This window comes from Rhodovulum sulfidophilum DSM 1374 (assembly GCF_001633165.1).
In the GTDB taxonomy this organism is placed as follows: Bacteria; Pseudomonadota; Alphaproteobacteria; order Rhodobacterales; family Rhodobacteraceae; genus Rhodovulum; species Rhodovulum sulfidophilum.
Window position 1 is genome coordinate 398348 of record NZ_CP015418.1, and the last position, 14379, is coordinate 412726.

The window sequence follows — 14379 nt, forward strand, 5'->3', positions numbered from 1 at the left end:
TCCGGGCGCATCCCGGATCGGCCCCGCCCGCAGACATGCGGGCATTGATGTCAGAGCCCGTTCAAGCATGCCCTCCGGCCCCCGGAGGGAACGGACCGCCCCGGGAGCCCTCTCGGGGCGGTTTCATTTGCCCTGCACGGGAAGCCCCGCGAACCTCCAGAACCGCGAAGAGCGCGTCCTGGCGCAGGCTGTCCTCAGCAGTCTGGGCTCAGCAGGCTGGACGCATCCCGCATGACCGCCCCGAAGCGCGCGAGATCGGTGCGCTCATCTGCCTTGCCCGCGACGAGCCGGCCCTTCGGGTTATGATCGCGCGGCCTCCGGCCGGTCGTGCCGCGCTTGGTTTATCGGGTCGCACACGCCTCTCGCGTCAGGCCCGACTGACGGTCCGGGTCGGCTTTGTTGCTGTGACCGCCCCCCCCGACGGCATCGATGTGCCAAGGTGGGTCTGCAACGACCCACAAAGGGGAGCGGTCATGTCAGGGATTATCACGGTCGGGCTCGATCTGGCGAAGAATGTGTTTCAGTTTCACGGAGCCGACGCTGCGGGCCGGGCGGTGCTGCGTAAGAAGCTGAGAAGAGACCAGGTCTTGGCATTCTTCGGACAGCTGCCGTCCTGCGTCGTGGCCATGGAAGCCTGCGGTAGCGCGATCACTGGGGCCGCGAGATCGGCAAGCAGGGCCATGAAGTGCGGCTGATCCCGCCAGCTTACGTGAAGCCCTTCGCCAAACGTCAGAAGAATGACACTGCCGATGCCGAGGCGATCTGCGAAGCGGCGATGCGCCTACGATGCGTTTCGTGCCGGTGAAGAGTGAGGAGACACAGTGCGCAGCCATGGTGTTCCGGGTCCGCGAACTTCTGATCCGTCAGCGCACCCAGTTGATCAATGCTCTACGGGGGCACCTAGCCGAGTTCGGACAGGTGGCGCCGCAGGGGGCGGCCAATGCATCGAAGCTGATTGCCATCGTCGATGATCCGGAAAGCGGCTTGCCCGCCGAGGCGACGGCCACATTGCAGGTCCTGATCGGGACATTGGCTCAGCTCGAAGCGCAGATCGCGGAACTCGACGCCCGGATTGTCCGCTGCGCCGGAGAGAACGCTGTCGCCCGAAGGCTGATGACGGTGCCGGGCATCGGGCCGTTGATCACCACGGCCATAGCAACGCTTTCGCCGCCGCCCGAGACGTTCCGCAAGGCCCGCGATTTTGCAGCCTGGCTAGGGCTGGTTCCGCGACAGCATTCGACCGGCGGGAAGCAACGACGAAGATGGGCGAACGATCGCTCGGGCGTCTGCTGATCATCGGGGCCAACAGCGTCATCATCAAGCGGCACCTCCATACAAGCGCCCAACCGGGCACCTGGCTCGGTGGAATGCTGACGCGCAAGCCGCCGATACTGGTGCGGGTCGCGCTGGCGAACAAGATGGCGCGGATCGTCTGGGCCCTGATGGCCCGGGGCGGCGTCTACAAGGCTCCGGCTACGGCGGCGTAAGCCGTCCGTTAGTCGCGACGACGGTCGCACCAGAGGCCGGATACATGTCAGCAACCGGTGACGCGCCAGAATCAGCTCTGAAGACTCCTCTTGCGCAAAGGGCGGTTATACATGTTGCATAATCGAAGGATCTTACGTCGCCGAGTGGCTTTCTAGGCAGGAAATTGCGCTGCTTGGCGAGCAAGAAACCCTTCGTACAAGCCGCTGCAGCGGCTGATTTCTTCGATTGTGCAACAACACCGTCCGGGCCCAGTCCGACGACCGCTCGCTGTTCGCTCCCACGGCTTGATGCTGCGCGTCATGCTCGGGAAAGGACGAGGCCCTATCGGACGGCTTCGCGACGGCCGTGCCACTCTGGCCCGATGGCCCTTCAGGCGCAGAACCCGTCCCGGCAGATCGCCTTTCAGTCCTCGAAAGCGCCCCGTCCTCCGCGCCTTCCCGATCCACGGCGGCTTCGCCGTCGGCCTTGCCGCCGGACCAAGACCCGCAGCGGAAAACCCGGCACGGCTCCTCCGCGACGACGCTACCGGCGCCACCGGCAACCCCGGGCGCACCATCCGCGCCGTCACCGGTATTGAGCGCCAGCCAAAGGTGATATACTAGAATGTCAGTTGCGGCAGGGGCCCGCATCCACCGCAGTCGCGTCCGAGATGGCGGATCGCGTAACGAAGACCCGGACGGTTTCAGGGGAGTATGTCATGGCGCCGCGCGACCCCGGCCCGCTCTTTGCGCGCGATCCCGGCGCCCGGGACCAGCCCCCCGCTTCCCGCCCTGGCCGGTGGCCCGGTCGACCGCCCGGCCCCCCCGAGACCGCAGCGGGGTCATCGCCCGAACCGTCGATTTTCCCTGTTTCTCCGCGCCCGGCGGTCGTGGCGCGGACCTGAACGTAGATGGAGGCAGGCTTGCCCGCTGACCGAATGACCCGTACCGCGAAGGCTCCCGAAGCCGGCATCGTCCACCTCGGCCTCGGCGCCTTCTTCCGTGCGCATGGCGCGATCTATACCGAAGAGGCCGTGGCCCGCTCGGGCGGCGCCTGGGGCATCATCGGCGTCTCGCTGAAATCGCCCGGCACCCGCGACGCGCTGGCGCCGCAGGGCTGTGCCTATACCGCGCTGGAACTCGGCCCCGACGGGGCCGTCGCGCATCCGGTCGAGATCGTCCGCGAGGTGCTGGTCGCGCCCGAGGACCCGCAGGCGGTGCTCGAGGCGATGGCCGATCCGGCGATCCGCATCGTCACGCTGACGATCACCGAGAAGGGCTATTGCCACGACCCCGCGACCGGGGCGCTGAATCTCGACCATCCCGACATTCTTCACGATCTGGACTCGGCCCATCCGGTCTCGGCGCCGGGCTATCTGGTTCGGGCGCTGCAGCTGCGCCGCGACCGGGGTCTCAGGCCCTTCACCGTGCTGACCTGCGACAACCTTCCCGATAACGGCCGCCTGGTGCGGGGCGTGGTGCTGGCGCTGGCCTCGCGGATCGACCCCGCGCTTGCCGGCTGGATCGGCAACGAGGGCCGCTTCCCCGCCACCATGGTCGACCGGATCGTGCCCGCCACCAGCGCCGAGGACATCGCCCGGGTCGAGACGCTGACCGGGTGCCACGACGCCGCCCCGGTGATGCACGAGCCGTTCCGGCAATGGGCGATCGAGGATGATTTCGTCGATGGCGCGCGGCCCGACTGGGGCGCGGTCGGCGCCGAGCTGGTGACCGATGTCACCCCCTACGAGCACATGAAGCTGAGGATGCTGAACGGCGCGCATTCGGCGCTGGCCTATCTGGGCTATCTGGCCGGGCACGAGACCATTTCCGAAACCGTGGCCGACCCGGCGCTGGGGGGCTTCGTGCGCCATCTCTGGGCCAGGGAAATCGCCCCGGTGCTGACCGCGCCGCCGGGCGTGTCGCTTTCGGCCTATGCCGAGGCCCTGGCCGCGCGCTTTGCCAATCCGGCGATCCGCCACCGCACCTGGCAGATCGCCATGGATGGCAGCCAGAAGCTGCCCCAGCGTATCCTGGCCACCCTGTCGGACAATCTCGTCGAGGGCCGCGCGAGCCCCGGGCTGATCCTGACCGTCGCGGCCTGGATGCGCTATGTCGGCGGCATCGACGAGGCGGGCCAGCCCATCGACCTGCGCGACCCGCTGGCCGACCGGCTGCGCGCGCTGAGCGACGGCGCCGACACGCCCGAAGGCAAGGTCGAGGCGCTGCTGTCGGTCCGCGAGGTCTTCCCCGAGGCCCTGGCCCTGACCCTCAAGCGCCAGCTTGCCGAGGCCTATTCCCGGCTTCTGAGCGAGGGCGCGCGGGCGACGGCCGAGGCCGTCTGCCGCGAGACAGCGCAGGCGGACTGACGCGGCGGGGGCCCGCCACCCTGGCCGGCCCCCGAAGACGCGCCCCATGGCGATTGTTCCGTCACCGGATCGGGGCTACCAAAGATGCGGGGAGGGGCGTGCGCGCCCAGGACAGGAGGACCCGCATATGACCGACTTCTTCCACGGCATCGACAAGATCGCCTATGAAGGCCCCGACAGCACCAACCCGCTGGCCTTCCGCCATTACGACCCGGACGCGCTGGTGCTGGGCAAGCGGATGGAGGACCATCTGCGCTTTGCCGCCGCCTACTGGCACAGCCTCGCCTATGAGGGGCTCGACCCGTTCGGCGGCCGCACCTTCGAGCGGCCCTGGTATGGCGACGGGATGGAGCGGGCCTTCCTCAAGGCCGATGTCGCCTTCGAGCTGTTTTCCAAGCTCGGCGTTCCCTATTTCTGCTTTCACGACGCCGATGTGCGCCCCGAAGGGAAGACGCTGGTCGACACGGTCACCAACCTGAACCGCGTCGCCGAGGTCTTTGCCCACAAGATGGAAGCGACCGGCATCCGCCTGCTCTGGGGCACGGCGAACCTGTTTTCCCACCGCCGCTACATGGCGGGCGCGGCCACCAACCCGGACCCCGAGGTCTTTGCCTATGCCGCCGCCTCGATCAAGGCGATGATGGACGTGACCCACCGGCTGGGCGGCGAGAATTACGTGCTCTGGGGCGGTCGCGAGGGCTACGAGACGCTGCTGAACACCGATATCGGCCAGGAGATGGACCAGATGGGCCGGATGCTGTCGATGGTGGTCGAGTACAAGCACAAGATCGGCTTCAAGGGCACGATCCTGGTCGAGCCGAAGCCGCAGGAGCCGACCAAGCATCAATATGATTACGACGTCGCCACCTGCTATGGGTTCCTCAGGCGCTACGGGCTGGAAGACGAGGTCAAGCTGAACATCGAGGTCGGCCATGCCTTCCTCGCGGGCCACAGCTTCGAGCATGAGCTGGCATTGGCCTCGGCGCTGGGGGTGCTGGGCTCGATCGACATGAACCGGAACGATCCGCAATGCGGCTGGGATACCGACCATTTCCCGAACGACCCGCAATCGGTGGCGCTGGCCTATCGCGAGATCCTGAAGGCGGGCGGCTTCACCACCGGCGGCACCAATTTCGACGCCAGGCTCCGGCGCCAGTCGATCGACCCGGCCGATCTTTTCCATGGCCATATCCTCGGCATGGATACCTGCGCCCGCGGCCTGAAGGCCGCTGCCGCGATGATCGAGGAGGGCAGCCTCGATGCCGCGCTGGCCGAACGCTACGAAGGCTGGCAGGCGCCCGAGGCGCAGGCGATGCTGAAAGGCGAGCGCAGCCTCGATCAGATCGCAGAACGGGTCCTCGCCGGAGAACGCGAGCCCGAACCGCGCTCGGGGCGGCAGGAATATCTCGAGGGCCTCGTGAACCGCTTCGTCTGAAAGGCCTGACGCGCCAGCCTACCCGCGCCGGGCTGGCGGCGCCGCTTGGCGATGCCGATCACGCCACCGCCCCCGAGGCCGGGCCAGGGCTAAGGCTGGGGCAACATCTTCCGTGCCAGCTGTCACCATCGGCGCATCGCGACCGCCGACGGGCCGGGGCCAGGACCTCAGCGCCACGTCGATCCGACGACCCCGCCCTCGCGGCGGATCTCCCGCAAGCGCCACCGCTTTCAACATGGGCGCGACCGGGGTGATGGCGCTTTAGAGGCCAGCCGCGCCACCGGCCTTCGCATGCCGATGGGACGGATTTCCCCAACCTCCCCTTGGCGTGGACCATGTTTCTGCTGCTCTCACCCGACGAGATGGCCGCGCCTTGTCAGGGGGCCGCTTTACGGAAGCTTCCGCATGCTCGCCGCCCCGCCGTCAAACGCAGCACATCCAACCGCCCCGAAGTCGACCGGCTGCCCGGGATCGCGGCCATGACGCGGAGCGGTTCCGGAAGGGATCACAAGCCAAAGGGATACGCGCCGGCATTCCGGGCCGGTAGCACCGCATGACCCCCGTCAAACACGACAAGCGGCGCAACCGCGTTGAAATTCAGGCAGGCTCGAGGACCGGAGGCGCGGCAACCCGCCATGACCGCTGTAAAGGGAGCTTCCTTCGGCCATCGCACGCGCAGCCGTCGTCATCTGCTGGTTCCGAATCCCGGCCCTGACGCGACAAGTCCCTTTTATTTTGACAGGTGAAAGATCGGTGTCATGCTTGCGGCCAAGGCGCCGCGGCAGGCTACTGCCCCGGGCCGGCGATGCTTGGGAGGTATCAGATGCAGGGAAGAATGCTGATCGCGGGCCTTCTGGCCGCGACCTGTCTTGGCGGGCCGCTGCGCGCGCAGGATCTGACGGTGGGGGTGAGCTGGTCGAATTTCCAGGAGGAACGCTGGAAGACCGATGAGGCCGCGATCAGGGACGCGCTGGACGCGGCCGGGGCGGAATATGTCTCGACAGACGCGCAATCGTCATCGGCCAAGCAGCTGTCGGATGCGGAAAGCCTGATCGCGCAGGGGGTCGACGCGCTGCTGATCCTGGCGCAGGACACCTCGGCGATCATTCCCGCGGTGCAGGCCGCTGACGATGAGGGCATTCCGGTGATCGCCTATGACCGGCTGATCGAGGACCCCCGCGCCTTCTACCTGACCTTCGACAATCTCGAGGTGGGCCGGATGCAGGCCCGCGCCGTGCTGGAAAAGGCGCCCGAGGGCAATTACGTGATGATCAAGGGCTCGCCGACCGACCCGAATGCCGATTTCCTGAGGGCCGGCCAGCAAGAGGTGCTGCAACCCGCCATCGACGCGGGCAAGGTCAGGATCGTGGGCGAGGCCTATACCGACGGCTGGCTGCCCGCCAACGCCCAGCGCAACATGGAACAGATCCTGACCGCCAACGATAACGAGGTCGACGCGGTGGTGGCCTCGAATGACGGCACCGCGGGCGGCGCGGTGGCGGCGCTGGCGGCCCAGGGCATGGCCGGGATCCCGGTCTCGGGCCAGGACGGCGATCATGCCGGGCTGAACCGGGTCGCCAAGGGGACCCAGACGGTCTCGGTCTGGAAGGACGCGCGCGAGCTTGGCAGGACCGCGGCCGAGATCGCCATCGAGCTGGCGGGCGGCACCCCGATGAGCGACATCGCGGGCGCGGCGCAATGGACCTCGCCCGCGGGCACCACGCTCTGGGCGAGGTTTCTCGAGCCGATCCCGGTCACGCAGGACAACCTGACCACCGTCACCGATGCCGGATGGATCGGCGTCGAGGCGCTGTGCCAGGGCGTCACCGACGGCCCCGCGCCCTGCAACTGAGCCCCGGGCGCCCCGGCACTGTCATCGGCACCGGCCGTCCGGCCTCCGCCGGGGCGCCGTCTCAATCCGTCCAACAGGGGGCAGGGAATGGACAACGCCCAGACCCGCGGCGATGCGCGCGCCCGCAAGTCGATCCTCGACTCGCTGGATCTCGACACGCGCCTGCTTGGCATGATCGGCGCCTTCGTGGTGCTGTGCCTGGTGTTCAACTTCGTGACCGACGGGCGTTTCCTGACGCCCCGGAACATCTTCAACCTGACGATCCAGACCGTCAGCGTGGCGATCATGGCCACCGGCATGGTCTTCGTCATCGTCACCCGCAATATCGACCTCTCGGTCGGCGCGCTTCTGGCCACCTGCTCGGCGGTGATGGCGATGGCGCAGACCGTGGTGCTGCCGACCTGGCTGGGGCTCGGGCTGGGCCATTGGGCAATCGCGCCGCTGGCGATCGCGGCCGGGCTGGCGACCGGCGCGCTGATCGGCGGGGTCCAGGGCTGGCTGGTGGGGTTTCTCGGCATTCCCGCCTTCATCGTCACGCTGGGCGGGCTTCTGGTCTGGCGCAATGTCGCCTGGTACCTGACCAACGGGCAGACCATCGGCCCGCTCGACCCGACCTACCAGCTTCTGGGCGGCATCAACGGCACCCTCGGCGAAAGCCTGTCCTGGGGCTTCGGGCTGGCGGCGACGGTCTTCGCGCTGGTCTACATGGCCACGAACCGCCGCAACCGCCGGGCGCATGATTTCCCGGTCAAACCGCGCTGGGCCGAGGCGCTTCTGGGCCTTGTCGCGGCCGGGGCGATCCTGGGCTTCGTCGCGGTGCTGAACGCCTATGACGTGCCCGCCCGGCGGCTGGCGCGGATCTTCGAGGCCCGGGGCGAGGTCCTGCCCGAGGGCTACAGCGCGGGCTACGGGCTGCCCTTCTCGGTGATCCTGCTGGTCCTGATCGCGACCGGGATGACGGTCATCGCCCGGCGCACCCGGTTCGGGCGCTATGTCTTCGCGACGGGCGGCAATCCCGATGCCGCCGCCCTGTCGGGGATCAACACGCGCTGGCTGACGGTGAAGGTCTTCGCGCTGATGGGGGTGCTTTGCGCATTGTCGGCGGTGGTGGCCTCGGCCCGGCTGACCTTCCATTCGAACGATATCGGCACGCTGGACGAACTGCGCGTGATCGCGGCCGCGGTGATCGGCGGCACCGCGCTCGCGGGCGGCTCGGGCACGATCTACGGCGCCATCCTCGGCGCGCTGATCATGCAGTCGCTGCAATCGGGCATGGCGATGGTGGGGGTCGACGCGCCGTTCCAGAACATCGTGGTGGGGGCGGTGCTGGTGCTGGCAGTGCTGGTCGACATCCTCTACCGCAAACGGACGGGAGAACGGTGATGGCAGGCGAACGCGGCACGCCCCTGGTCGAGATGAAGGACATCTCGGTCTCCTTCGGCGGCATCAAGGCGGTCGATCATGTCTCGGTCGATCTTTATCCGGGCGAGGTCGTGGGGCTTCTGGGCCATAACGGCGCGGGCAAGTCGACCCTGATCAAGTGCCTTTCGGGCGCCTACCGGCGCGACGCGGGCGAGATCCTGATCGACGGCCGCCCCGCCACGATCTCGAACCCGCGCGATGCCAGGCGCTACAATATCGAGACCATCTACCAGACGCTGGCCCTGGCCGACAATCTCGACGCCGCCTCGAACCTCTTTCTGGGGCGCGAACTGACCACCCCGCTGGGGCTGATGGACGATGCCGCGATGGAGGCCGAGACCCGCCGGATCATGGCCCGGCTCAACCCCAATTTCCGCAAGTTCGCGGCGCCGGTCTCGGCGCTGTCGGGCGGCCAGAGGCAGTCGGTCGCCATTGCCCGGGCGGTCTATTTCAATGCCCGCATCCTGATCATGGACGAGCCCACCGCCGCCCTCGGCCCGCAGGAGACGCAGATGGTGGCCGAGCTGATCGGCGAGCTGAAACGGCAGGGTCTGGGGATCTTCCTGATCGATCATGACGTCCATCAGGTGAAGGCGCTCTGCGACCGGGCGGCGGTGATGAAGAACGGCCGGCTCGTCGGCATCGTCAGGGTGGACGAGGTCTCGACCGACGACATCCTCGCGATGATCATCGCCGGCAAGACGCCTGCCCATCTGGCCGCCTGAACCGGACGCGGCCGCATTCCGGGCGGGGCGCTACGTCACAGGCGCGCCCTTCGGTGCGATGCCACGGCCCCTGCTCCGGCCATTTGCGGAGATACCTCTGGCCCGCACCAGATCCGAGCGGCGGGCGGGATCGATGCAGCCGTTGAGACCGGCCCCGCCCAGCCCGGCAGCGATGTCGTCCACCACCTCGCCACGGTCGTTCCGCCGAAGGCATGACGCATGTCCTTGCCGTCGGGCCTTCATCGGCGGCGCAGCTTCCGACGATCTGTCCCGCCGCATCGAGATCCCCGGTCTGGATGCAAACCGGCTGACCCGGAGCCGCAGCGCGCCAGATCGCGCAGCTCGCCTCCGGGCCGGTCGAAGCCATGGGGGACGCCGGCCATGTCGATGGCAGCGCCGATCCCCCACCGGATCGCCCGGCAGAGGCCCCAGCCCCGCAACCGTCACGAACAGCCGCGACACCGACCCGCCGACATGGCCGGACCGCAACAGGCGGGGGCGAATGAAGGACGGCATCATGTACCTTGCCGGGTGTCAGTTGCCGGGCCGCGCGGAACCGAGGTTGGCAGGGGGCAGCGTCCCCGGCATGACACCCAGGCCTCGATCCGGCAGAAACGCGGGTTGCGGCAACGGCCCGGGCATCGTACCGGAACACGGGCGGACGGGGCCGCACCGCCGCGGCCGGGCCGCGGGGGGCAGTTGTCCTGTTTCCGCCAAGACCGCCAGACGACGCGACCGCCGAGGAGACCGCCCGCAATGCCCAAGCCCGACAGGACCGAGCCTTCCTGCCGCAGCCTCTGCACCCTGCCCCCCGCGCAGGCTCTGCCGATCCTCGCCGTGGCGCTGGCGGCCTCGGTCTTCCTCTGGATCGGACTTGGCGCCGGTCTGCTCTGGCTGGGCTCGGGCGGTGACGGCCATCCGGCCCTGCCCGATCTCTGCAGTCTCGGACTGCGCGGACTGGCAATCTGCGGCCCGGCGCTGGCGGCTCTGGTCCTGCTTGCCCGACGGCCGCAGCACTGAACCCGAACCGCCCGCGGCTCGGGAAAACAAGCTCAGGCGCCCAGGCTCATCGGGCCGAGGAACGGCAGGTCGACCCCGAAGGCCCCGGCCAGCAGGACCGCGTTCAGGCCCAGAACCATCGCCGCCCCGGCAATGGCCAGCGCGCGCAGCAGCGGCCCGGTGGCATAGTCCCCCATGATGTCGCGCCGCCCGGCAAAGACGATCAGCGCGATCATCGGCACCGGCAGGGCGATCGACAGGATCACCTGGCTGACGACCAGCGCCTGGGTGGCATTGACCCCGGCCGCGACCACCGCGAAGGCGGGCAGCATCGTCACCAGCCGCCGCAGCCAGATCGGGATGCGGATCCTCAGAAAGCCCTGCATGATCATCTGCCCCGCCATCGTGCCGACGACCGAACTGGAAATGCCCGAGGCGATCAGCGACAGCAGGAACACCCCCGCCGCCGCCGCGCCCAGCAGCGGGGTCAGGGTGTGATAGGCGGTCTCGATCTCGGAGACCTCGCTATGGCCGCTGTGAAAGGCGCTGGCCGCCATCATCACCATCGCCATGTTGACGATCCCGGCCACGGCCAGCGCCGCCACCACCTCGATATCGGAAAAGCGCAGCACCTTGGCCCGCTCGGCCTCGCTGTGGATCTCGGCCCGGCTCTGGGTCAGGCCCGAATGCAGGTAGATCGCATGCGGCATGACCGTGGCGCCGATGATGCCGACGGCGATGGTCAGCGCGGCGGCATCGGGCATGGCGGGCGTCACGAGCCCCAGCCCCGCCGCGCCCCAGTCGATCGGCGCGATCAGGATCTCGGCCAGATAGCAAAGCCCGATCACCCCGACCAGCGTCCCGATGATCAGCTCGATCGGGCGGAAGCCGCGGCCCTGGACCAGCAGGATCGCATAGGTGACGATGGCGGTGATCGCCATGCCGACGATCAGCGGCAGCTCGAACAGCAGCGACAGCCCGATGGCGCCGCCAAGGAACTCGGCCAGATCGGTGGCCATGGCCGCGACCTCGCTGACCGCCCACATCACCCCCACCAGCGGGCGCGGAAAGTGGTCGCGGCAAAGCTCGGCCAGATTCTTGCCGGTGACGATGCCGAGCCGTGCCGAAAGCCCCTGGAACAGCATCGCGATCAGGTTCGCCAGCAACACCACCCACAGGAGCGCATAGCCATACCCCGCCCCGGCCTGGATATTGGTCGCGTAATTGCCCGGATCCATATAGGCGACCGAGGCGATCACGGCCGGCCCCACGAACAGCAGCCGGGCCCGAAGACCATGCCGCTTGCCCGACAGAAAGGCGGACATTTCCAGGCGGGTACGGTCGCTGGGGCTCATGGTATCGTCCTGAGGCAGGGTGGAAACGGATGACGAACGAAATTTAGCCAAGGCTTCATTTCATGCAAGTGTCTTTATCGTGATGCATTGTCTTTTCTTTCTTCCGCAAGCATCATCGGGCTCTGGCCTGGGCGCAGCGTCCCGGCTATATATCCGGTCCTGACAGTCCGGTCGGCCGCGGCGCCGGTCCGGGAAAGGAGCCCAGATGCCGCCCGATACCCCCCCGCCAGCCGATGCCGACCGCTTCCTCCGCGCCCGCGAGGCGCAGGCCGTGGCGCTGCTGGAGGATTATGTCGAGATGATCGGCGATCTGATCGCCGAACATGGCGAGGCGCGGGTGGCCGATATCGCCCAGCGCATGGGCGTCGCGCATCCGACCGCGACCAAGGCGGTCTCGCGGCTCAAGCGCGAGGGGCTGGCGGTGTCGCGCCCCTATCGCGGCGTGTTCCTGACCGAGGACGGCGCGGCGCTGGCCGAACGGGTGCGCCAGCGCCATCGGGTGGTGGTCGACATGCTGGTGGCGGTGGGGGTGCCGCGCGAGGCGGCCGAGCTCGACGCCGAGGGGATCGAGCACCATGTCTCGGACACAACGCTGCATGCCTTCGAGCGCTATCTCACCCGAAGCGGCTGAGCGGCCGGATCATTTCACCCGGATCATTTCACCCTGAGCGGCAGGCCCGAGACCACGAATTCGACCTCGTCGGCAACCTTGGCCACGCGCTGGTTCACCCAGCCCTGGGCATCGCGGAAGGCCCGGGCCAGGGCGTTTTCGGGCACGATGCCCATGCCGACCTCGTTCGAGACCAGCACCACCGGCGATTTCTGACGCAGAAGCGCCTCGGTCAGGCGGGCGGCCTCGGGTTCCCAGTCCCGTTCGGCGAACATGTAATTGGCCAGCCACAGCGTCAGGCAATCGACCAGCCGCGGCCCCGTGCCATCGCTGCGGTCAAGCGCGCCGACCAGATCGAGCGGCTCCTCGATCAGGGTCCAGCCCGGCCCCCGCGCCTCCCGATGACGGGCCACGCGGTCGCGCATCTCGTCATCCTGCGGCTCGGACGTGGCGATATAGACCGGCGCGCCCGGCATCGCCCGGACCCGTGCCTCGGCATGGCTGCTCTTGCCCGACCGCGCTCCGCCGGTCACCAGGATGATCCGTCCCATCGCGCTCTCCTTCGGCCCAAGGCGCTGCATAGCCCGCGTGGCGTGGCGCTTCAATCGCGGCGTCACGGCAAGGATGGTACGCTTCTTGCTTGGGCCGCACTCTCGAATTGGTATAAACTCCGAACCGGACAGGAGGGCGGCGACGCCAGCCGCCGTTTCAAGACCGCGCCGCAGGGAAGGAGACATGCGATGTGCCAGATCTTTGCCGGACAGGACCCCGAGCGTTACCAGTCGACCACCAGGCGGCTGCGGCTCAACGGACAAAGCACCAGCATCCGGCTGGAAAACAGCTTCTGGGCCATCCTCGACGAGATCGCGGCCTCGGAAGGCGCGACGACGCCCGCCTTCATCTCGAAGCTTCATGCCGAGGTGCTGGAACTGCATGGCGAGCCCTCGAATTTCAGCTCGCTCCTGCGCTGCACCTGCCTGATCTTCCGCGAGACCGCCCCGGCCGCAGGCGCGATGGCGATGGCCGCCGAATAGGCCCGCGCGCAAAGCCCGCACGGTAGTATCGCGCTACTACCCCGGCCCTGACCGTCCCGCGCTAGGATCTTCCGGAACGGAAGACCCAGCAAGAAGGGGACCATCTTGGCCAAGGCGATCCACAGCATGATCCGGGTGCTCGACGAAGAGCGGTCGGTGGCGTTCTACGACAAGGCCTTCGGGCTCAAGGTCGCGGAGCGACTCGATTTCCCGGACTTCACGCTGATCTACATGAGCAACCCGGAAACCGAGTTCGAACTCGAACTGACCGTGAACAAGGGCCGCACCGAGCCCTACGATCTGGGCGACGGCTACGGTCATCTGGCGGTGTCGGTCGAGGATCTCGATGCCGAACATGCGCGCTTCGAGGCCGAAGGGCTGGCGCCGCGCAAGCTGGTGGAATTCGCCCCGGCGGGCGAACTGGTCGGGCGGTTCTTCTTTGTCGCCGATCCCGACGGCTACCAGATCGAGGTGCTGGAACGCAGCGGCCGCTTCAAATGACCCGATAATCGAGAAAAGACCGGGCGGCTGGACACCGCCCGTCTGTCAAGGGAGGAGACCATATGACAGACCAGCAAGCCGTCCGGGCCCTGACCCGGCGCCAGCTTCTTGCCCGCGCCAGCGCGGCAGGAGCGACCCTGATGGTGGGGGCGGGCTTCGTCGCCGCGCCAGACGCCGCCTGGGCGCTCGAGACCACCGCCCTGAAACCCGAGACCTTCGCGACCCTCGTGCAGATGGCGCGCGACATCTATCCCCATGACCGGATCGGCACCGAATATTACGTGGTCGCGGTCAAGGGCTACGACACGGCCGAAGCCGCTCCGGCGATCGAGGCGGGCATCGCCGCGCTTGACGAACTGGCGCGGGGCCACGGCTTTCCGGACTACCTTGGCACCGGCTGGGAACGCGACCGGGCCGAGATCCTGCGCGAGATCGAGGACAGCGTCTTCTTCCAGACCATCCGCGGCGGGCTCGTGACCGGGCTTTACAACCAGAAAGCCGTCTGGCCGCTCTTCGGCTACGAGGGCGAAAGCTATTCGAAGGGCGGCTATCTGCACCGCGGCTTCGACGACATCGCCTGGCTCTGAGCCATAGCCAGTCAGGGAGGAACG

General features: G+C 67.9%; 12 protein-coding genes and 1 pseudogene. 11 read left to right on the forward strand and 2 right to left on the reverse strand.

The features are described from left to right. The first annotated feature begins 473 nt into the window (after positions 1 to 473). The 7 genes and pseudogenes from A6W98_RS02045 to A6W98_RS02075 all read left to right on the forward strand — a co-directional run bounded on the left by A6W98_RS02045 (position 474) and on the right by A6W98_RS02075 (position 10289). Positions 474 to 1487: pseudogene (locus A6W98_RS02045) on the forward strand (IS110 family RNA-guided transposase). Between the two features lie 890 nt (positions 1488 to 2377). Continuing rightward, a complete protein-coding gene (locus tag A6W98_RS02050) occupies positions 2378 to 3835 on the forward strand; it encodes a mannitol dehydrogenase family protein (RefSeq protein WP_081251727.1) in 1458 nt (485 codons plus the stop codon). Positions 3836 to 3962: 127 nt separating this feature from the next. Next, on the forward strand, positions 3963 to 5270 hold the full coding sequence (gene xylA / locus A6W98_RS02055; protein WP_042457237.1) for a xylose isomerase: 1308 nt from the start codon (positions 3963 to 3965) through the stop codon (positions 5268 to 5270). A gap of 835 nt (positions 5271 to 6105) precedes the next feature. Then, positions 6106 to 7122: a D-xylose ABC transporter substrate-binding protein gene (gene xylF / locus A6W98_RS02060; RefSeq protein ID WP_042457240.1), complete on the forward strand. Its 1017-nt coding sequence runs from the start codon at positions 6106 to 6108 to the stop codon at positions 7120 to 7122. A gap of 87 nt (positions 7123 to 7209) precedes the next feature. Continuing rightward, the gene (locus A6W98_RS02065; RefSeq protein WP_042457243.1) at positions 7210 to 8505 is read left to right on the forward strand and encodes a sugar ABC transporter permease; all 1296 of its coding nucleotides are present in this window, start codon (positions 7210 to 7212) and stop codon (positions 8503 to 8505) included. Beyond that, a complete protein-coding gene (locus tag A6W98_RS02070; RefSeq protein WP_042457246.1) occupies positions 8505 to 9269 on the forward strand; it encodes an ATP-binding cassette domain-containing protein in 765 nt (254 codons plus the stop codon). The genes A6W98_RS02065 and A6W98_RS02070 overlap by 1 nt, the downstream gene beginning before the upstream one ends. Positions 9270 to 10025: 756 nt before the next feature. Continuing rightward, positions 10026 to 10289 (forward strand): hypothetical protein, encoded by a 264-nt coding sequence (locus tag A6W98_RS02075; protein ID WP_042457249.1) that lies wholly within the window; start codon positions 10026 to 10028, stop codon positions 10287 to 10289. Positions 10290 to 10321: 32 nt separating this feature from the next. Here A6W98_RS02075 and A6W98_RS02080 read toward each other — a convergent pair whose 3' ends face one another. Then, entirely contained in the window at positions 10322 to 11623 is a 1302-nt protein-coding gene (locus A6W98_RS02080) for an Nramp family divalent metal transporter (RefSeq protein ID WP_063491301.1), read from the reverse strand. Positions 11624 to 11828: 205 nt separating this feature from the next. On the opposite strand from A6W98_RS02080, the gene mntR reads away from it, so the two are divergent. Beyond that, positions 11829 to 12254 (forward strand): manganese-binding transcriptional regulator MntR, encoded by a 426-nt coding sequence (gene mntR / locus A6W98_RS02085; protein ID WP_042457254.1) that lies wholly within the window; start codon positions 11829 to 11831, stop codon positions 12252 to 12254. Between the two features lie 23 nt (positions 12255 to 12277). Here mntR and cobU read toward each other — a convergent pair whose 3' ends face one another. Continuing rightward, on the reverse strand, positions 12278 to 12784 hold the full coding sequence (gene cobU, locus A6W98_RS02090; RefSeq protein ID WP_042457256.1) for a bifunctional adenosylcobinamide kinase/adenosylcobinamide-phosphate guanylyltransferase: 507 nt from the start codon (positions 12782 to 12784) through the stop codon (positions 12278 to 12280). Positions 12785 to 12973: 189 nt separating this feature from the next. On the opposite strand from cobU, the gene A6W98_RS02095 reads away from it, so the two are divergent. From A6W98_RS02095 to A6W98_RS02105, 3 genes are all read left to right on the forward strand, one after another. Then, complete coding sequence (locus A6W98_RS02095) at positions 12974 to 13267, forward strand: ribbon-helix-helix domain-containing protein (protein ID WP_042457257.1); 294 nt, start codon at positions 12974 to 12976, stop codon at positions 13265 to 13267. Between the two features lie 105 nt (positions 13268 to 13372). Continuing rightward, positions 13373 to 13768, forward strand: a complete 396-nt coding sequence (locus tag A6W98_RS02100; protein WP_042457259.1) for a VOC family protein — start codon at positions 13373 to 13375, stop codon at positions 13766 to 13768. Positions 13769 to 13830: 62 nt separating this feature from the next. Further along, complete coding sequence (locus tag A6W98_RS02105) at positions 13831 to 14355, forward strand: twin-arginine translocation pathway signal (RefSeq protein WP_042457262.1); 525 nt, start codon at positions 13831 to 13833, stop codon at positions 14353 to 14355. Positions 14356 to 14379 lie beyond the last annotated feature (24 nt).

Bases quoted from the DNA above. Each gene is read 5' to 3' on its own strand.
- xylF (WP_042457240.1), top strand. From the start codon at position 6,106: ATGCTGATCGCGGGCCTTCTGGCCGCGACCTGTCTTGGCGGGCCGCTG.
- A6W98_RS02050 (WP_081251727.1), top strand. From the start codon at position 2,378: ATGGAGGCAGGCTTGCCCGCTGACCGAATGACCCGTACCGCGAAGGCT.
- xylA (WP_042457237.1), top strand. From the start codon at position 3,963: ATGACCGACTTCTTCCACGGCATCGACAAGATCGCCTATGAAGGCCCC.
- A6W98_RS02070 (WP_042457246.1), top strand. From the start codon at position 8,505: ATGGCAGGCGAACGCGGCACGCCCCTGGTCGAGATGAAGGACATCTCG.
- mntR (WP_042457254.1), top strand. From the start codon at position 11,829: ATGCCGCCCGATACCCCCCCGCCAGCCGATGCCGACCGCTTCCTCCGC.
- A6W98_RS02080 (WP_063491301.1), bottom strand. From the start codon at position 11,623: ATGAGCCCCAGCGACCGTACCCGCCTGGAAATGTCCGCCTTTCTGTCG.
- A6W98_RS02075 (WP_042457249.1), top strand. From the start codon at position 10,026: ATGCCCAAGCCCGACAGGACCGAGCCTTCCTGCCGCAGCCTCTGCACC.
- A6W98_RS02095 (WP_042457257.1), top strand. From the start codon at position 12,974: ATGTGCCAGATCTTTGCCGGACAGGACCCCGAGCGTTACCAGTCGACC.
- cobU (WP_042457256.1), bottom strand. From the start codon at position 12,784: ATGGGACGGATCATCCTGGTGACCGGCGGAGCGCGGTCGGGCAAGAGC.
- A6W98_RS02065 (WP_042457243.1), top strand. From the start codon at position 7,210: ATGGACAACGCCCAGACCCGCGGCGATGCGCGCGCCCGCAAGTCGATC.
- A6W98_RS02105 (WP_042457262.1), top strand. From the start codon at position 13,831: ATGACAGACCAGCAAGCCGTCCGGGCCCTGACCCGGCGCCAGCTTCTT.